Below are 13,955 nucleotides of genomic sequence, written 5' to 3' on the forward strand. Positions count from 1 at the left end.
TTGCGAACTTTAGCAATAAGCACTCTCAAGCCAATAAAAGACATGAGAATGCTCACATGCCAACGCAATTATTGGCGCATTTCTTTTTCTGCTTCGGTTAGACTCTCTTTAAAGGAGTCACGAGCAAAAAGACGATCCATATAATCGAATAAAGGTTTAGCTTGACGTGTTTTTGGTAATTTAATATCCAATACATCTAAACGCCACAAAATTGGCGCAAGACAACAGTCTACGATGCTGAACTCTTCACTCATGAAGAATGGCATTTCTTCAAAAATTGGCGCGACGGTTAATAAGCTATCTTTTAGTTCTTTACGAGCCTTATTCACAGACTCTTTGCTCTTACCTAAAACAATAGCATCAACTAATGGCGACCAATCTTTTTCAATACGGTGCATCCACAAACGACTTTGGGCACGCGCAACCGGATAAACAGGCAAAAGTGGTGGATGAGGAAAACGCTCATCAAGATATTCCATCATCACTTTGGTTTCGTAAAGCGCGAGCTCACGATCAACCAACGTTGGCAAGGTTCCGTAAGGATTCAGATCAGCAAGTTCTTCAGGTAGGTTATTTGGGTCTGTATCGATAACATCAACAGACACTCCTTTCTCTGCCAGAACGATACGAACACGATGACTGTAATGATCACGGCCATCGGAAAAATATGTCATGGATGAGCGTTTCGCAACAACTCCCATTGATTGCACCTCGAGTATTTACTATAAACTGGGACGACAAGTGGAATAACTGAGGGTTTGATGCATTTATATAAAATCAGGAAAGGTTGTGGAAATTCTCTGTAGAAAAACGTCTTTTCTGCAATGTGTGCATCTGAAAAGCCGCAACACCTACGCTAACCTTAAATCTGATCAAAACCTCTTAGCCAAGCCGACCATTATACCTGAAAATAAAACTTACGGCGGGAATAGATAAGAAATTTTCAACCTTGAGAGGCAAAATTATCAGCATTAGTGCCTTTACTTTTAAATGCTTATCAACCATACACAGCTAATATAAAAATTTAACGCCAATCGAATTCTCTAGAAACTGCAATTGCACTGCGATTCTGGTGAGCAGTTAAATAAATCACTAAAAAAAACGCGACCCTAAGGCCGCGTTTTCAGAATCATCGTTGTAACACATTCATTAATGAATGTTACGCCAGTATTCACGATTCAATAAAGTCACGAAGATGTATAAAACAACTAAGAACAATAATACGTAAACACCGATACGTTGACGATCAAGAGCATAAGGTTCTGCTATGTATTCCATGAAGTTAACCAAGTCATACATGGCTTGATCAAACTCTTCGGTAGTCATAGAACCTTTGACAGCCCCAACTTTTAAACTGCCACATTCTTCATCTTGAAGAGCTTCACCCAACGCATTACGCATAACATGACCATGCTCATCAAGGGCAGGTCCTGGTGCACACTCAGCTAGACCTTGTAACTCCATTAAAACATGAGGCATAGCGACCTTTTCGAACACCTTGTTGTTCACGCCCGTTGGACGAGTCTCATCTTTATAGAAGTTACGTAAATAGGTGTACAACCACTCTGGGCTGCGTGAGCGAGCAACCAATGTTAGGTCTGGAGGCGTTGCACCAAACCAAGCCTTAGCTTCTGCGGCAGGCATAGCAATTGTCATGAGATCGCCAATCTTGTCTTTACCCAAAACAAGGTTACTCATCATATCTTCATGAGGAATTTCCAAATCATCGGCAACACGTTCCCAGCGCGAGTATTGCGCTGAGTGACAACCCATACAGTAGTTAACAAACCACTTTGCACCACGTTGTAACGATTCTTTGTCGTGTAAATCTGGCTCCATATGATCACAAGTAACATGACCACATTCACCACCTGTCGCAGCAACTGATTTGATCGGAACAATTGCTAAGATTGCAAACAGTAATACACCACCCCAAACAATGTGCGCAGGTAAACCTTTTGCTTGTACACGAGTTGGCTCTGGAGTGTAACCGTCACGGTTAGTTAACCATGGAGTAAGAAGTGTAAGAATCGCTAAGTAAAAGCCCAACACTCGAACCATAACTGGAATATCAGCATCCATTTGTCCGAGAGACATATAAATCATCAATCCAGCTAAGATCACAGCCACAACTAAATTCACCGGAGTCATCTGGTTTTTAGTTGGGTTGGTAAACACTGGCATTTGAATGAAGTAAATGAAGTAGAACAGAGTCGCTATCTGAGCTAATAAAGTACGACCATCGGTCGGCGCTTGCACACCCAAGTATCCCAATACCACGAACATCGCAGCGAAGTTCATTAACTGAATACGAGGCAACCAACCTTTAAAGCGCATTGATTTAACAGGGCTCTTATCCAGCCAAGGCAATACAAACAAGATTGCAATCGAAGCACCCATGGCAACCAAGCCTAAGAATTTTGAGCTAAGCGGGCCAATATCAATGGTTACTGCACGAAGTACCGCATAGAAAGGCGTAAAGTACCAAACCGGTGCGATATGTGGTGGAGTTTTTAAGTTATTTGCTTGTTCGAAGTTTGCGTGTTCTAGGAAGAAACCACCCATTTCAGGCATAAAGAACAATACAAAACAGAACACAAACAAGAATACGGTAATACCAACCAAATCGTGTACAGAGTAATAAGGATGGAATGGAACACCGTCTAAAGGAATGCCGTTAGCATCTTTATTTTTCTTAATCTCAACGCCGTCTGGGTTGTTAGATCCAACTTCGTGAAGTGCCAAAATGTGCAGCACAACCAACGCTAAAATAACAATTGGAAGGGCAATAACGTGTAATGAGAAGAATCGGTTTAGCGTGATACCAGAAATTAGGAAGTCACCGCGAATCCACTGAACAAGATCATCACCAACAACAGGAATCGCACCGAATAGCGAAACAATTACCTGTGCACCCCAGTATGACATTTGACCCCATGGCAATACGTAGCCCATGAAAGCTTCTGCCATTAGCGCTAGATAAATGGTCATACCAAAAATCCAGACTAACTCGCGAGGTGCTTTATAAGATCCGTACATCAAACCACGGAACATGTGTAGGTACACAACGATAAAGAACGCCGAAGCACCTGTTGAGTGCATGTAACGAATGATCCAACCATAATCAACGTCACGCATGATGTATTCAACGGAGGCGAATGCTTGTTCTGCACTTGGAACAAAGCTCATCACCAACCAAATACCAGTTAACAATTGGTTAACCAGAACTAAAATGGATAGAACGCCAAAGAAATACCAAAAGTTGAAGTTCTTAGGAGCGTAATATTTTCCCATGTGGGTATCCCACGCGCGCTGAACCGGCAAGCGTGAGTCAACCCAACTCCATAAATCCGCAATTTTACTCATTGTGTTTACGCCTCTTGATCAACACCTACGGTGAGAATGTAATCTCCCTCAAAGGAATGAGGAGGAACCTCTAAGTTAATAGGAGCAGGAACGCCTTTTAATACGCGACCGGCCAAATCAAACTTAGAACCATGACAAGGACAGAAGAAACCACCCTGCCATTTATCACCACCGAGATCAGCGGCGCCCACTTCAGGACGGAATAGAGGAGCACAACCAAGGTGAGTACATAGACCTAGCAATACCAAGAACTCATTTTTGATAGAGCGGTACTCTTTATTGACGTACTCAGGTTGTTGAGGAACTTCGGAATTCGGATCGCGGACCTCACCGTCCATTTTTCGAATACCTTCTAAAATCTCTGGGGTTCTACGAACCACATAAACCGGTTTTCCGCGCCACTCTAGGGTGACCATCTGACCAGGCTCAAGCTTTTCAAGATTTGCTTTTACAGGCGCACCAGCCGCTTTTGCTTTTGCACTTGGATTCCAAGATCCAACAAAAGGAACTGCTGCACCCACTGCTCCTACAGCACCAACTACGGAGGTCGCCGCTGTTAAGAACTTGCGCCGTCCGGTATTAACACCGTCTTCACTCATGAGGCTTTCTCCCATTCCAGGTACTCTTTTACTTACAGATAACCGGGTGAATCACTAAGATTTAAAATTTGAATTATTAGGCATGATTGTAAATCGCGACATGGTATAGAACCTGCCAATTTGAGACAAGATAAGCTTATATACACATGCCTTCCTAACTCAAAATCATTGATATTGGTCAAGAACAATTTAGATTCGCAAGTTGTTGGCGTCTTGGATTACAAACCAAAAAAAAGCCCGAGCAAGTGCCCGAGCTTTTTGATAACCACAACAAGCAACCAAAAACGGGCTTTTGTATTAACGTTTTGAGAATTGTGGCTTTTTACGAGCTTTACGTAGACCAACTTTCTTACGTTCAACTTCACGAGCGTCACGGGTAACGAAACCAGCGTCGCGAAGCGGTCTGCGCAATTCTTCGTTGTATTGCATTAATGCACGAGTTAAACCGTGACGAATTGCACCAGCTTGACCGAAGCTACCACCACCTTTAACGGTAACTTTGATGTCGAATTTATCAACAGCCTCGGCAACTTCAAGCGCCTGGCGTACGATCATACGAGCTACTTGACGTCCGAAGTAATCGTCTAGAGTGCGACCGTTGATAACAATGTTGCCTGAGCCTTCAGTAATGAATACTCGAGCAGTAGAGGTTTTACGGCGTCCGGTACCGTAGTATTGTGTTGCAGCCATTATTTCCCCCAATTATATGTTCAGTTCTTGCGGTTGCTGAGCAGTGTGTGGATGCTCAGTACCAGCGTAAACTTTTAGCTTTTTGAACATCGCGCGGCCTAATGGGCCTTTTGGCAACATGCCTTTAACTGCGATTTCAATGGTGCGCTCAGGGGCTTTTTCTATCAACTTATCAAAGCTGATCGACTTAATACCGCCGATGTATCCAGTGTGGTGGTAGTACATTTTATCGGTAGCTTTACGACCGGTTACATGTACTTTTTCTGCGTTGATCACAACGATGTAATCGCCGGTATCAACGTGAGGTGTATATTCTGGCTTGTGCTTACCGCGCAAACGACTGGCGATTTCTGCAGCCATACGGCCAAGAGTTTTGCCTTCTGCGTCCACAACGTACCATTCACGTTTTACGGTAGCAGGATTGGCACTGATAGTCTTCATGTTGTTTTGCCTATAACCTGTATAAAAACTAAAGCTGAGTCAAGATTTGGAAAAATCATCTCAGCGGTAATAAATGCGGATGAGTTCATACATCCAATTGCCAAATACGGCTAAGCTCAATTCGAGCCCTGAAAAAGGTAATAGAGTTAGATAACTCCAACACAATCACCAACCAAACAAATTTCAATTCAAAATTGTGTGGCTTATTCATGCACTAACTAAAACTGTTTCGTAGAACCAACTTGTTGACTCTGATAACTTGTTTCTATCAGCGCACTTGAAAAAAGGAGCGCGGATTCTAAGGCCTCCTGCATAAAATAACAAGTTCAGAAGGCTAATTATTAGCGTATAACCATTAAAAATTGTCCGCAGTAATTAACCCAATAAAACTCTTAAAGACCGCTAAGCGCATCACCCAATTAAGGACGGTGCTCGCGCGCTAGGTATTCGTAACTTTGCATTTCTAAAAGGCGGCTGGTGGTACGCTGAAACTCAAACTCTAGCCTTCCACCTGCATAGATTTGTGCCAAAGGTACCGCAGCAGACACGATAAGCTTTACGCCGCGATCATAAAATTCATCCACTAAATTAATAAATCGGCGAGCAGAATCGTCGCAATCTCGATTCATTTGCGGAATATTAGAAACAAGCACCGCATGAAATTCCTTGGCAATTTCTATGTAGTCATTTTGAGATCTCGGCCCTTCACAAACCTCTGAAAACTCAAACCAAACAATATCATCGGCTTCCATAAGTGCATTGAGCATACGTCCTTCGATTTCTATTTGAACATCTGCCCTGATCTCGGACTTTTCTGGTACCAGACGTTCAAAGCTAGACTTTAAGCTCTCGTCCGCAGCCTCACCTAAAGGTGTGTAATAAAGCTCTGCCTGCTCAAGTGTTCTCAACCGATAATCGACACCGCCATCAACATTAACAACCTGCGTATGCTCTTCCAATAACGCAATAGCCGGTAAAAAGCGCGCGCGTTGAAGCCCGTCTTTATAGAGACCAGAAGGAACAATATTGGAGGTTGCCACCAAACTCACACCACGTCGGAATAACCCGTCCAACAAGGTAGCTAAGATCATTGCGTCTGTTATGTCGGTTACAAAAAACTCGTCAAAACATATAACACGGGCCTCAGAGGCAATTCTGTCTGCGACTATTTCTAGGGGATTTTTCTGTCCATCAAGCGTTTTAAGTTCTTGATGCACTCGCCGCATAAAGCGATGAAAATGCGCCCGCATTTTTTGATCAAACGGAAGACTTTCGAAAAAGTTATCCATCAAATAGGTTTTACCTCGCCCAACACCGCCCCAAAAATACAGACCACGAACGGGAGTGACCGGTTTGCGATTCGCTTTAAACCATTTATTGAGCAAAGAAGTCTTTGGATTAGCCTGCTCAATGGCAAGAATCAGCTGATCGTGCAAATTTTGAAGATGCTTTACCGCCATCTCTTGAGCAGGGTCATAATTGAAATCATCACGCTCTAAATCACGCTGATAACGAGCAAGAGGAGTATTCTCCATTATCTACACCATACATCTGTTGTTAATTGAAATATTAGGAGAAAGCCCTCACCTATCACCTCATACAATGGCGACAAGGATTTTTAGAAAATGGATTATACCAAAGCGTATTTTCCAAACACCATTTAGAAAATATTCTTTGGCGCTCATTTATTGTTTTAAACAGAACCAATTAAGAGCGTAAAATTTGTGATTGAAACAACGATTCGCGGTTTTTTCTTTCTTTGCAAACCCTTATTCGTTTCTGGCTTTGGTAGTCAATGGTAATCTAATACACCCATGTAGACAGATTACATCGAACCTACAAAGTCTATTTTTCGCGTAGAATTAACTCTACGAAAGAAGTTTTCAGCGCTTAGCTGAACGATTTTAAACCTGCAGGAGCTTCATGTGTATTCTCTATCCGTCTTAATTATTGTCAGTATCGTTTGCTTGGTTCTTGGAGGTGTTGCTGGATACTTCGCGGGCAGACTCTTTAGCACTGATAAAAAAGGCTTCCGAGCCATGGAAGCTCGTGCCAACCAAGCCGAAGAGCAATTAAAACAGTTTCAAAATGACGTTACCGAACACTTCAAAGAAACCTCTGTATTAGTTAACAAGCTCACTGAAAACTACAAAGATGTACACGAGCATTTGGCAGCTGGCGCGATTAAACTTGCCAACGCCGATATTGGCAGAGATTTACTCGATAGTGCATCAAAGCAATGGGCTCAGTCAGACCATCATCGTGACCTTTTAGCCGACGAGACACAGGTTCAGCCACCACGAGACTGGGCGCCTAATAATGGCACTCTCAGTGAATCATTTGGACTTGAATCCTCATCGGAGATCGACTCAACTCTATCGGATAAAGAAGGCGAAATCATCGATCAAAAAACAAGCAAAATCTGATCGCTCAAGATACTTGTTGGCAGCTCTGATCAACTCCGCCATGCTTAAATCAAAGAGAAGAAATTGACAACGCGATTTCCAGTTTCTTAACAATTTCAGTCACTTACTGTTCTTGGGATTAGCGGCACAACTCGTGTCACCAGAAACTCTTGGTTAACCAGATTTTTCTATACTAGAAAGATCTACAGAGTAGACGAAAATAAACTCGCTCTGCTCTGTGATATAGTGGTTTATACCGTTAGATAAGCTACTTACAGATTGTTTTCATCGGTAAACGCCGACTACGCAACCAGGTAATGCTAAAAGCGCAATGAAAAAAATTATCGACTATCTCATATGGCCCGCCTTTACAGGCCTACTCGCTGCTGCCATTGCGATTTTCGCGTCGCCTTCGCTTACTAAAACCGACTCGGACAACGATAAGCTCAATAGAGTTGTTAGCGCCGCTAATCCTTATGAAGGATGGAGCGGCCCAGCATCTTACTCATTTGCCGTAAAAACTGCTGCACCATCGGTTGTTAATATTTACGCCAGAAAACTCCCAAGTAAACGCCGTTATCCTTTTATTGACGACCCTCTTTTCCGACATTATTTCAACAATGCAAACAACCTAATGCAGCGCAGACTTCAATCCGCGTTGGGTTCAGGCGTGATTGTTAGTGATGACGGCTACATTCTTACCAATAACCATGTCATTGATGATGCCGTGGAAATTGTCGTATTGGTTCACGATGGTCGAGAGGCCTTGGCCGAAGTTGTTGGTCGCGATACAGAAACGGATCTTGCGGTATTAAAAGTTGATTTAGACAGACTCACCCCAGCCACACTTGGAGAGCCTGCCAAAGCGAATATTGGTGATGTAGTGCTGGCCATCGGCAACCCTTTTGGCGTTGGCCAGACGGTAACTCAAGGAATCATCAGCGCCACAGGTCGCTACGGGTTAGATTTAAGTAACTATGAAAATTACATCCAAACGGATGCTGCGATCAATCCCGGCAATTCAGGCGGCGCACTTGTAGATGTTAACGGAGCACTACTCGGTATTAACACCGCCATTCTTGACGACGGCAACCCATCGGTGGGGATCAGTTTTGCTATTCCAGCAGACCAAGCCATGCAAGTGATGCGCAATCTTGTTGAAAACGGTCGCGTAATACGAGGCTGGCTTGGTATCGAAGCTCAACCATTAAACCCTCAAATTGCGGACTCTATGGGTTTAGGCGGTAATGGTGTCGTAGTTGTGGGAGTTTATAAAAATGGACCAGCGCATATTGCCGGCCTAAAACCGGGTGACATCATTACCCATATTGATGATGCGCCTGTAGGTAATGGCCGCAATGGGATGAATCAGATTGCCGGTAAAAAACCGAATGAAGCCGTACTTGTAGATCTTATTCGTAATGGCCAGCATTTCAGACTGTCGGCATTACTTGCCGAGAAACCGGTCATATCCAGCTAAAACTCAATCGCTGTTAGCTGGATATGACCGCAACCGCATTATTTTTTAATGCGATATTCCGCCGATCTAGCATGAGCTTCTAAATACTCACCTCGGGCCAAAACCGAAGCTACCTTGCCTAAATCAGAGGCGCCCTGTTCAGAGCAGTAAATTATCGAGCTGCGCTTTTGAAAATCATAAACGCCTAAAGGCGAAGAGAAACGCGCCGTACCCGATGTTGGCAGAACATGGTTAGGGCCCGCACAATAATCACCCAGAGCCTCTGCTGTGTAGCGCCCCATAAATATGGCGCCAGCATGTCGAATACTCGGCAACCATTGCTCTGGATCTTCTACCGACAACTCCAAGTGCTCTGGGGCTATGTGATTGGTGATCTCAATTGCTTCTTCTAGTGAAGAGACAGTAATCAGCGCACCGCGCGATTGCAAAGAGGTTTTTACAATCTCTTTTCGATCTAGAGTAGGTAACAGTTTTTCGATGCTTTGCTCCACTCGAAGCAAGAAATCTGCATCGGGAGAGATAAGTATTGATTGCGCCATTTCATCGTGCTCAGCCTGCGAGAACAAATCCATTGCAATCCAGTCGGGATCAGTCTTGCCGTCACACACCACAAGAATTTCTGAAGGGCCGGCAATCATATCAATAGCAACCTGGCCAAACACAGCACGCTTAGCGCACGCCACAAACACATTACCTGGGCCAACGATCTTATCAACTTTGGGCACAAGCTCGGTACCATAGGCCAAAGCTGCAACAGCCTGAGCCCCACCAATAGCAAAGACCCGATCTACTCCGGCAATAGCAGCCGCCGCCAAAACAAGATCACTGATCTCACCGTCTGGCGTAGGAACTACCATGATGACATTTTCAACACCTGCAACTTTTGCAGGCATGACATTCATTAAAACTGAAGAAGGATAGCTTGCCTTACCGCCAGGAACATAGACGCCCACGGTGTCTAGGGGCGTAATTTTTTGCCCAAGAACGGTTCCGTCAGCTTCGGTGTACTGCCAAGAACTTTGTGCTTGATGTTTATGATATTGCTTTACACGATCTGCGGCTTGTTGCAGTGCCTTGCGCGCATCGTCCGAAATTCGCGCCAATGCTTCTTCTAATTGCTGTCTGGAGATTTCCAAATCGGAAGCATTTTCAGGCGTCCAACGATCAAACTTTTGCGTATAAGCAACCAAAGCTTGATCACCATCTCGGCGAACGGTGGCGATAATGTCATCGACAACACGAGTTACATCATGATCTGAAACCAAGTCCACATGCAGCAGAGCGTCTAGATCTGCTTGAAAGTTAACATCTTGAGAATTCAGTTTTTTGATCAATAAATCTTGTGTCATCACATACTCTTTATAGAAATACAACTAAGAAGAAAGTGGGTTTTAATCCTGGGGCATATTATTTGTCACGCAAAGCAACTGCAGACGCAACCTTTTCGATAATCGAACTGATCGCTGCGTGCTTCATTTTCATAGAAGCCTTATTAACGATCAGCCGAGAGCTGATATCCGCAATGTGCTCTCTGGGCTCTAAACCATTAGCACGAAGTGTATTACCCGTATCAACAATATCTACGATTTCATCGGCCAAACCAATAATCGGCGCAAGCTCCATAGCACCGTAAAGCTTAATAATATCTACCTGCTGAGCTTTTTCTGCGTAGTATTTTTTTGCGACGTTCACAAACTTAGTTGCGACCTTAATGCGACCTTTTGGCGTCTCACGACCCTTAATACCTGCCGTCATCAACTGACAACGAGCAATGCCTAAATCGAGAGGTTCATAAATACCATTGCCACCATGCTCTAGCAGCATATCCTTACCAGAAACGCCAATATCAGCGGCGCCAAATTCAACATAAGTGGTAACATCTACGCCTCGTAACACAACAAAACGTACACCTGGCTGATTGCTTTCAAAGGTTAATTTGCGACTTTTTTCAATATCTTCAAGGGGATATAAATCAGCGGCCGCCAGCAATGGCAAGGTTTCTTCTAAAATTCGCCCTTTGGTAAGGGCTATGGTTAACTCTGTCATGGTACTTTTTTAATGCTTTGCCAGAAAAAACTGGGAATGATTGGATTTCGCCGAGGCGAATTATTAAGCAGATGCCTAACCCGGCACCCTGCGAATATTAGCGCCCAGCAATTGCAGTTTTTCTTCAATACATTCATAACCACGATCAATGTGGTAAATACGATCTACCAACGTCTCGCCTTCGGCAATCATGCCGGCAATCACTAGACTCGCCGATGCGCGCAAATCAGAAGCCATAACCGGAGCAGCTTTTAAGGATTCTACACCGGTAACAATGGCGGTATTTCCCTCTAAACGAATATTCGCGCCCATTCGATTCAATTCGTGGATCTGAATCAGTCGGTTTTCAAAGATCGTTTCTGTAACCGAGCCAACACCTTCAGCGATGGTATTCATTGCTAAAAATTGTGCCTGCATATCGGTTGGAAATGCTGGATATGGGGCCGTTCTTAAGCTTACCGCTTTTGGACGATTACCTTTCATGTCCAATTCAATCCAGTTATCGCCACAACTGATACTGGCGCCAGCCTCTTCAAGCTTTAGCAAAACGGACTCAAGAATTTTTTCATTGGTATCTTTAAGTTTTACACGGCCGCGACTAGCCGCTGCCGCCACTAAATAGGTGCCAGTCTCTATGCGGTCGGGCATAACATCAAAATGACAACCTTTGAGACTGTCAACGCCGGTAATAACTAAAGTATCCGTACCGATACCTTCAATTTGCGCGCCCATTGCGACCAAACACTTGGCCAAATCAACAACTTCGGGCTCGCGGGCGGCGTTTTCAAGAATGGTGGTGCCTTCGGCCAAGGTAGCCGCCATCATAAGATTTTCGGTTCCACCAACAGTTACTATGTCCATGAAAAAGTGAATACCTTTTAACCGGCCATTGCAACGAGCGCGAATGTAACCTTGGTCAACCTCAATGGTTGCACCCATGGCTTCAAGGCCACGCAAATGGATGTCAACCGGACGGCTTCCGATCGCACAACCACCAGGGAAGGAAACATTGGCCTGACCAAAGCGGCTCAACATTGGCCCTAACACCAAAATCGACGCTCGCATGGTACGAACCAATTCATAAGGTGCGGTAAAGTCGGTGATGGTGCTGTTATCAACCTCTACCGTCAGTTTCTCATCAATGGTTACCCCAACACCCATGCAACGCAGCAAAGCAAGCATTGTCGTTACGTCGTGTAGGTGCGGTAAATTGCCCACATGCATCGGTTCATCGGCCAACAAAGTAGCTGCCAGAATCGGTAGTGCTGAGTTTTTCGAACCAGAAATTCGAATTTCACCATTGAGCGAGCTGCCGCCTTTGATGATTAACTTATCCATAGAGAGTTGCCAACGTAAATAGAGGATCGAAAACTACGAGTTTTGTGCTTGCCATTGATCAGGCGTGAAGGTCTTCATATTGAGGGCATGAATGCTGCCGGATTTGAAATACTCGTCTAACACACCGTAAACCAATTGCTGCTTTTTCACTGGGTTTAAGCCCGCAAAGGCTGGACTGACGATAACGGCATTAACATTAGAACCAGATACTTCAACTACGGCTTCTGCTTGATCAATGCCCTGCTCTAACTTCTGCTTAATTTCTTCGGCTTGAATCATTGTGTTCACTTTTGCTACAAATTTGTTAATTGGAGTGAGCTAGCCACGCCAGCTCACAATCTAACCGCTTCTTGGCGAAAAAGGCCCGCTATTCTAAAGAAGACAGACTCTAAATTCACCCAAATTCGATTTAATTTCTAAGATAAAACTCCAATCTCCAGCATACTCTCAACCACAGTATGTTACAGAGATTTCTCGGCACAAACGTAAACACGCCAGACAATTAGAGTTAAAAGAGAGACAACATGAATAGAACGTGAAATCAAACGACAATAATACGAAGAGAAATTTGCAGGAGAGAAACCTTAATAACTCTGTGCAAAGTGGCTAATTCCCACTTTGCACAGAACAGAAAATCAGCGATGACTAGACGTCCCAGTTATCGATGACTTTTTTTACATCGCCATCATTTTGTTTTAGGGCGACTCTAAATTGATCCCTAAAAGTAACACCAAGATTGATGCCATTGATGTTCATGTTCCGCAATACCCACTGGCCGGATTTATTCACAGCCATGGTGTAAGTAACCAGACTCGTACCGGTAGGAGCCTCCACTTTTTGGCGAACCGTGACATTGCGCTGACCTTCAATACTGTTCTCTGGCGGGATCACCTCAACATTGAAGTCTGAAAAGCTGGTCATACCTTTCGCATAGGTACTGATCAAATTTTGCTTAAATACAGATGCAAAACGGTCGAACTCTTCACGCGAAATAGATCGAGCGTTATCAACACCCATGACGTTCAGAGCGATAAAATTAAAATCCACCACCTCGGTTAACAAAGCATCAAGCTGACTGGACAGGGTTGCCTGATCGTATTGTGGATCATTTTGAGATTTATGAATCATTGCTAATACCGATTCAGTCACCGACTTAACCACGTCGTGCGCACTTACTTCATCGGCATCATGTGCAATTGAAAGATTCACCGTGGAAGCTTTGTCTACAGCTTCCGCGCTATCGATTTTCACAGATGCATCCGCAGCGTTCTCTTGCGCAAAGACATAACATGAGCCCGCGCTTAAAACCAAGGCAGAAGCTAAAAAAAGAGGTTTAAAATTTAATTTATTCATTGTTAAAAATACTCCCATGCGAACCTTGATACGCCGAGCAAGTCATTTGCTATGAGCCCAAGTTCAATACGCCGTGATGATAACGACTTAGCACCGTGCGAACAATCGTATAAATCGGTGCTCAAAGTGACAAAGACTGAATGAGACTATACCATTGCCGACCATTTCGCCTAATCTGACCACAAACTCTACGAAAAGGTTGCGCTAAATTGCGTTTTCATGAACAAGGATTAAAAA

At 44.0% G+C, this 13,955-nt stretch carries 13 protein-coding genes; 2 read left to right on the plus strand and 11 right to left on the minus strand.

Going from position 1 to position 13,955, the window contains the following annotated elements:
• Positions 1–68: 68 nt before the first annotated feature.
• The 6 genes from sspA to zapE all read right to left on the minus strand — a co-directional run bounded on the left by sspA (position 69) and on the right by zapE (position 6,631).
• Complete coding sequence (gene sspA, locus ACYQ2C_RS06745; RefSeq protein WP_460051259.1) at positions 69–701, minus strand: stringent starvation protein SspA; 633 nt, start codon at positions 699–701, stop codon at positions 69–71.
• 448 nt (positions 702–1,149) lie between these two features.
• Positions 1,150–3,366, minus strand: a complete 2,217-nt coding sequence (locus ACYQ2C_RS06750; protein WP_460101064.1) for a ubiquinol-cytochrome c reductase — start codon at positions 3,364–3,366, stop codon at positions 1,150–1,152.
• Between the two features lie 5 nt (positions 3,367–3,371).
• On the minus strand, positions 3,372–3,965 hold the full coding sequence (petA, locus tag ACYQ2C_RS06755; RefSeq protein ID WP_460051263.1) for a ubiquinol-cytochrome c reductase iron-sulfur subunit: 594 nt from the start codon (positions 3,963–3,965) through the stop codon (positions 3,372–3,374).
• 297 nt (positions 3,966–4,262) lie between these two features.
• Positions 4,263–4,655 (minus strand): 30S ribosomal protein S9, encoded by a 393-nt coding sequence (gene rpsI / locus ACYQ2C_RS06760; RefSeq protein ID WP_460051265.1) that lies wholly within the window; start codon positions 4,653–4,655, stop codon positions 4,263–4,265.
• Positions 4,656–4,667: 12 nt separating this feature from the next.
• Positions 4,668–5,096: a 50S ribosomal protein L13 gene (gene rplM / locus ACYQ2C_RS06765; RefSeq protein WP_460051267.1), complete on the minus strand. Its 429-nt coding sequence runs from the start codon at positions 5,094–5,096 to the stop codon at positions 4,668–4,670.
• A 419-nt stretch (positions 5,097–5,515) separates the two neighbouring features.
• Positions 5,516–6,631 (minus strand): cell division protein ZapE, encoded by a 1,116-nt coding sequence (gene zapE / locus ACYQ2C_RS06770; protein ID WP_460101060.1) that lies wholly within the window; start codon positions 6,629–6,631, stop codon positions 5,516–5,518.
• A gap of 390 nt (positions 6,632–7,021) precedes the next feature.
• Between zapE and ACYQ2C_RS06775 the strand changes: the two genes are divergently transcribed.
• Together ACYQ2C_RS06775 and ACYQ2C_RS06780 are read left to right on the plus strand one after the other, a co-directional pair.
• On the plus strand, positions 7,022–7,522 hold the full coding sequence (locus ACYQ2C_RS06775; RefSeq protein ID WP_460051271.1) for a Z-ring associated ZapG family protein: 501 nt from the start codon (positions 7,022–7,024) through the stop codon (positions 7,520–7,522).
• Positions 7,523–7,832: 310 nt separating this feature from the next.
• Positions 7,833–8,981, plus strand: a complete 1,149-nt coding sequence (locus ACYQ2C_RS06780) for a S1C family serine protease (RefSeq protein WP_460101056.1) — start codon at positions 7,833–7,835, stop codon at positions 8,979–8,981.
• 38 nt (positions 8,982–9,019) lie between these two features.
• On the opposite strand, the gene hisD is transcribed toward ACYQ2C_RS06780, so the two are convergent.
• The 5 genes from hisD to ACYQ2C_RS06805 all read right to left on the minus strand — a co-directional run bounded on the left by hisD (position 9,020) and on the right by ACYQ2C_RS06805 (position 13,718).
• Positions 9,020–10,330 (minus strand): histidinol dehydrogenase, encoded by a 1,311-nt coding sequence (gene hisD, locus ACYQ2C_RS06785; protein ID WP_460101052.1) that lies wholly within the window; start codon positions 10,328–10,330, stop codon positions 9,020–9,022.
• Between the two features lie 58 nt (positions 10,331–10,388).
• The gene (gene hisG / locus ACYQ2C_RS06790; protein ID WP_460051277.1) at positions 10,389–11,027 is read right to left on the minus strand and encodes an ATP phosphoribosyltransferase; all 639 of its coding nucleotides are present in this window, start codon (positions 11,025–11,027) and stop codon (positions 10,389–10,391) included.
• A 75-nt stretch (positions 11,028–11,102) separates the two neighbouring features.
• Complete coding sequence (murA, locus tag ACYQ2C_RS06795; protein ID WP_460051279.1) at positions 11,103–12,365, minus strand: UDP-N-acetylglucosamine 1-carboxyvinyltransferase; 1,263 nt, start codon at positions 12,363–12,365, stop codon at positions 11,103–11,105.
• A 33-nt stretch (positions 12,366–12,398) separates the two neighbouring features.
• Positions 12,399–12,644 carry a BolA family protein gene (locus tag ACYQ2C_RS06800; RefSeq protein ID WP_460051281.1) on the minus strand — a complete coding sequence of 82 codons (246 nt, stop codon included), beginning with the start codon at positions 12,642–12,644 and terminating at the stop codon, positions 12,399–12,401.
• A 366-nt stretch (positions 12,645–13,010) separates the two neighbouring features.
• Complete coding sequence (locus ACYQ2C_RS06805) at positions 13,011–13,718, minus strand: MlaC/ttg2D family ABC transporter substrate-binding protein (RefSeq protein WP_460101048.1); 708 nt, start codon at positions 13,716–13,718, stop codon at positions 13,011–13,013.
• Between the last annotated feature and the right edge of the window lie 237 nt (positions 13,719–13,955).

The sequence above is a fragment of the Sessilibacter sp. MAH3 genome (assembly GCF_054658275.1).

What these genes read in the sequence shown, in the direction of transcription:
- murA (WP_460051279.1), bottom strand. Translation starts at nt 12,365, where the DNA reads ATGGATAAGTTAATCATCAAAGGCGGCAGCTCGCTCAATGGTGAAATT.
- rpsI (WP_460051265.1), bottom strand. Translation starts at nt 4,655, where the DNA reads ATGGCTGCAACACAATACTACGGTACCGGACGCCGTAAAACCTCTACT.
- hisD (WP_460101052.1), bottom strand. Translation starts at nt 10,330, where the DNA reads ATGACACAAGATTTATTGATCAAAAAACTGAATTCTCAAGATGTTAAC.
- sspA (WP_460051259.1), bottom strand. Translation starts at nt 701, where the DNA reads ATGGGAGTTGTTGCGAAACGCTCATCCATGACATATTTTTCCGATGGC.
- ACYQ2C_RS06780 (WP_460101056.1), top strand. Translation starts at nt 7,833, where the DNA reads ATGAAAAAAATTATCGACTATCTCATATGGCCCGCCTTTACAGGCCTA.
- hisG (WP_460051277.1), bottom strand. Translation starts at nt 11,027, where the DNA reads ATGACAGAGTTAACCATAGCCCTTACCAAAGGGCGAATTTTAGAAGAA.
- zapE (WP_460101060.1), bottom strand. Translation starts at nt 6,631, where the DNA reads ATGGAGAATACTCCTCTTGCTCGTTATCAGCGTGATTTAGAGCGTGAT.
- ACYQ2C_RS06805 (WP_460101048.1), bottom strand. Translation starts at nt 13,718, where the DNA reads ATGAATAAATTAAATTTTAAACCTCTTTTTTTAGCTTCTGCCTTGGTT.
- rplM (WP_460051267.1), bottom strand. Translation starts at nt 5,096, where the DNA reads ATGAAGACTATCAGTGCCAATCCTGCTACCGTAAAACGTGAATGGTAC.
- petA (WP_460051263.1), bottom strand. Translation starts at nt 3,965, where the DNA reads ATGAGTGAAGACGGTGTTAATACCGGACGGCGCAAGTTCTTAACAGCG.
- ACYQ2C_RS06750 (WP_460101064.1), bottom strand. Translation starts at nt 3,366, where the DNA reads ATGAGTAAAATTGCGGATTTATGGAGTTGGGTTGACTCACGCTTGCCG.
- ACYQ2C_RS06800 (WP_460051281.1), bottom strand. Translation starts at nt 12,644, where the DNA reads ATGATTCAAGCCGAAGAAATTAAGCAGAAGTTAGAGCAGGGCATTGAT.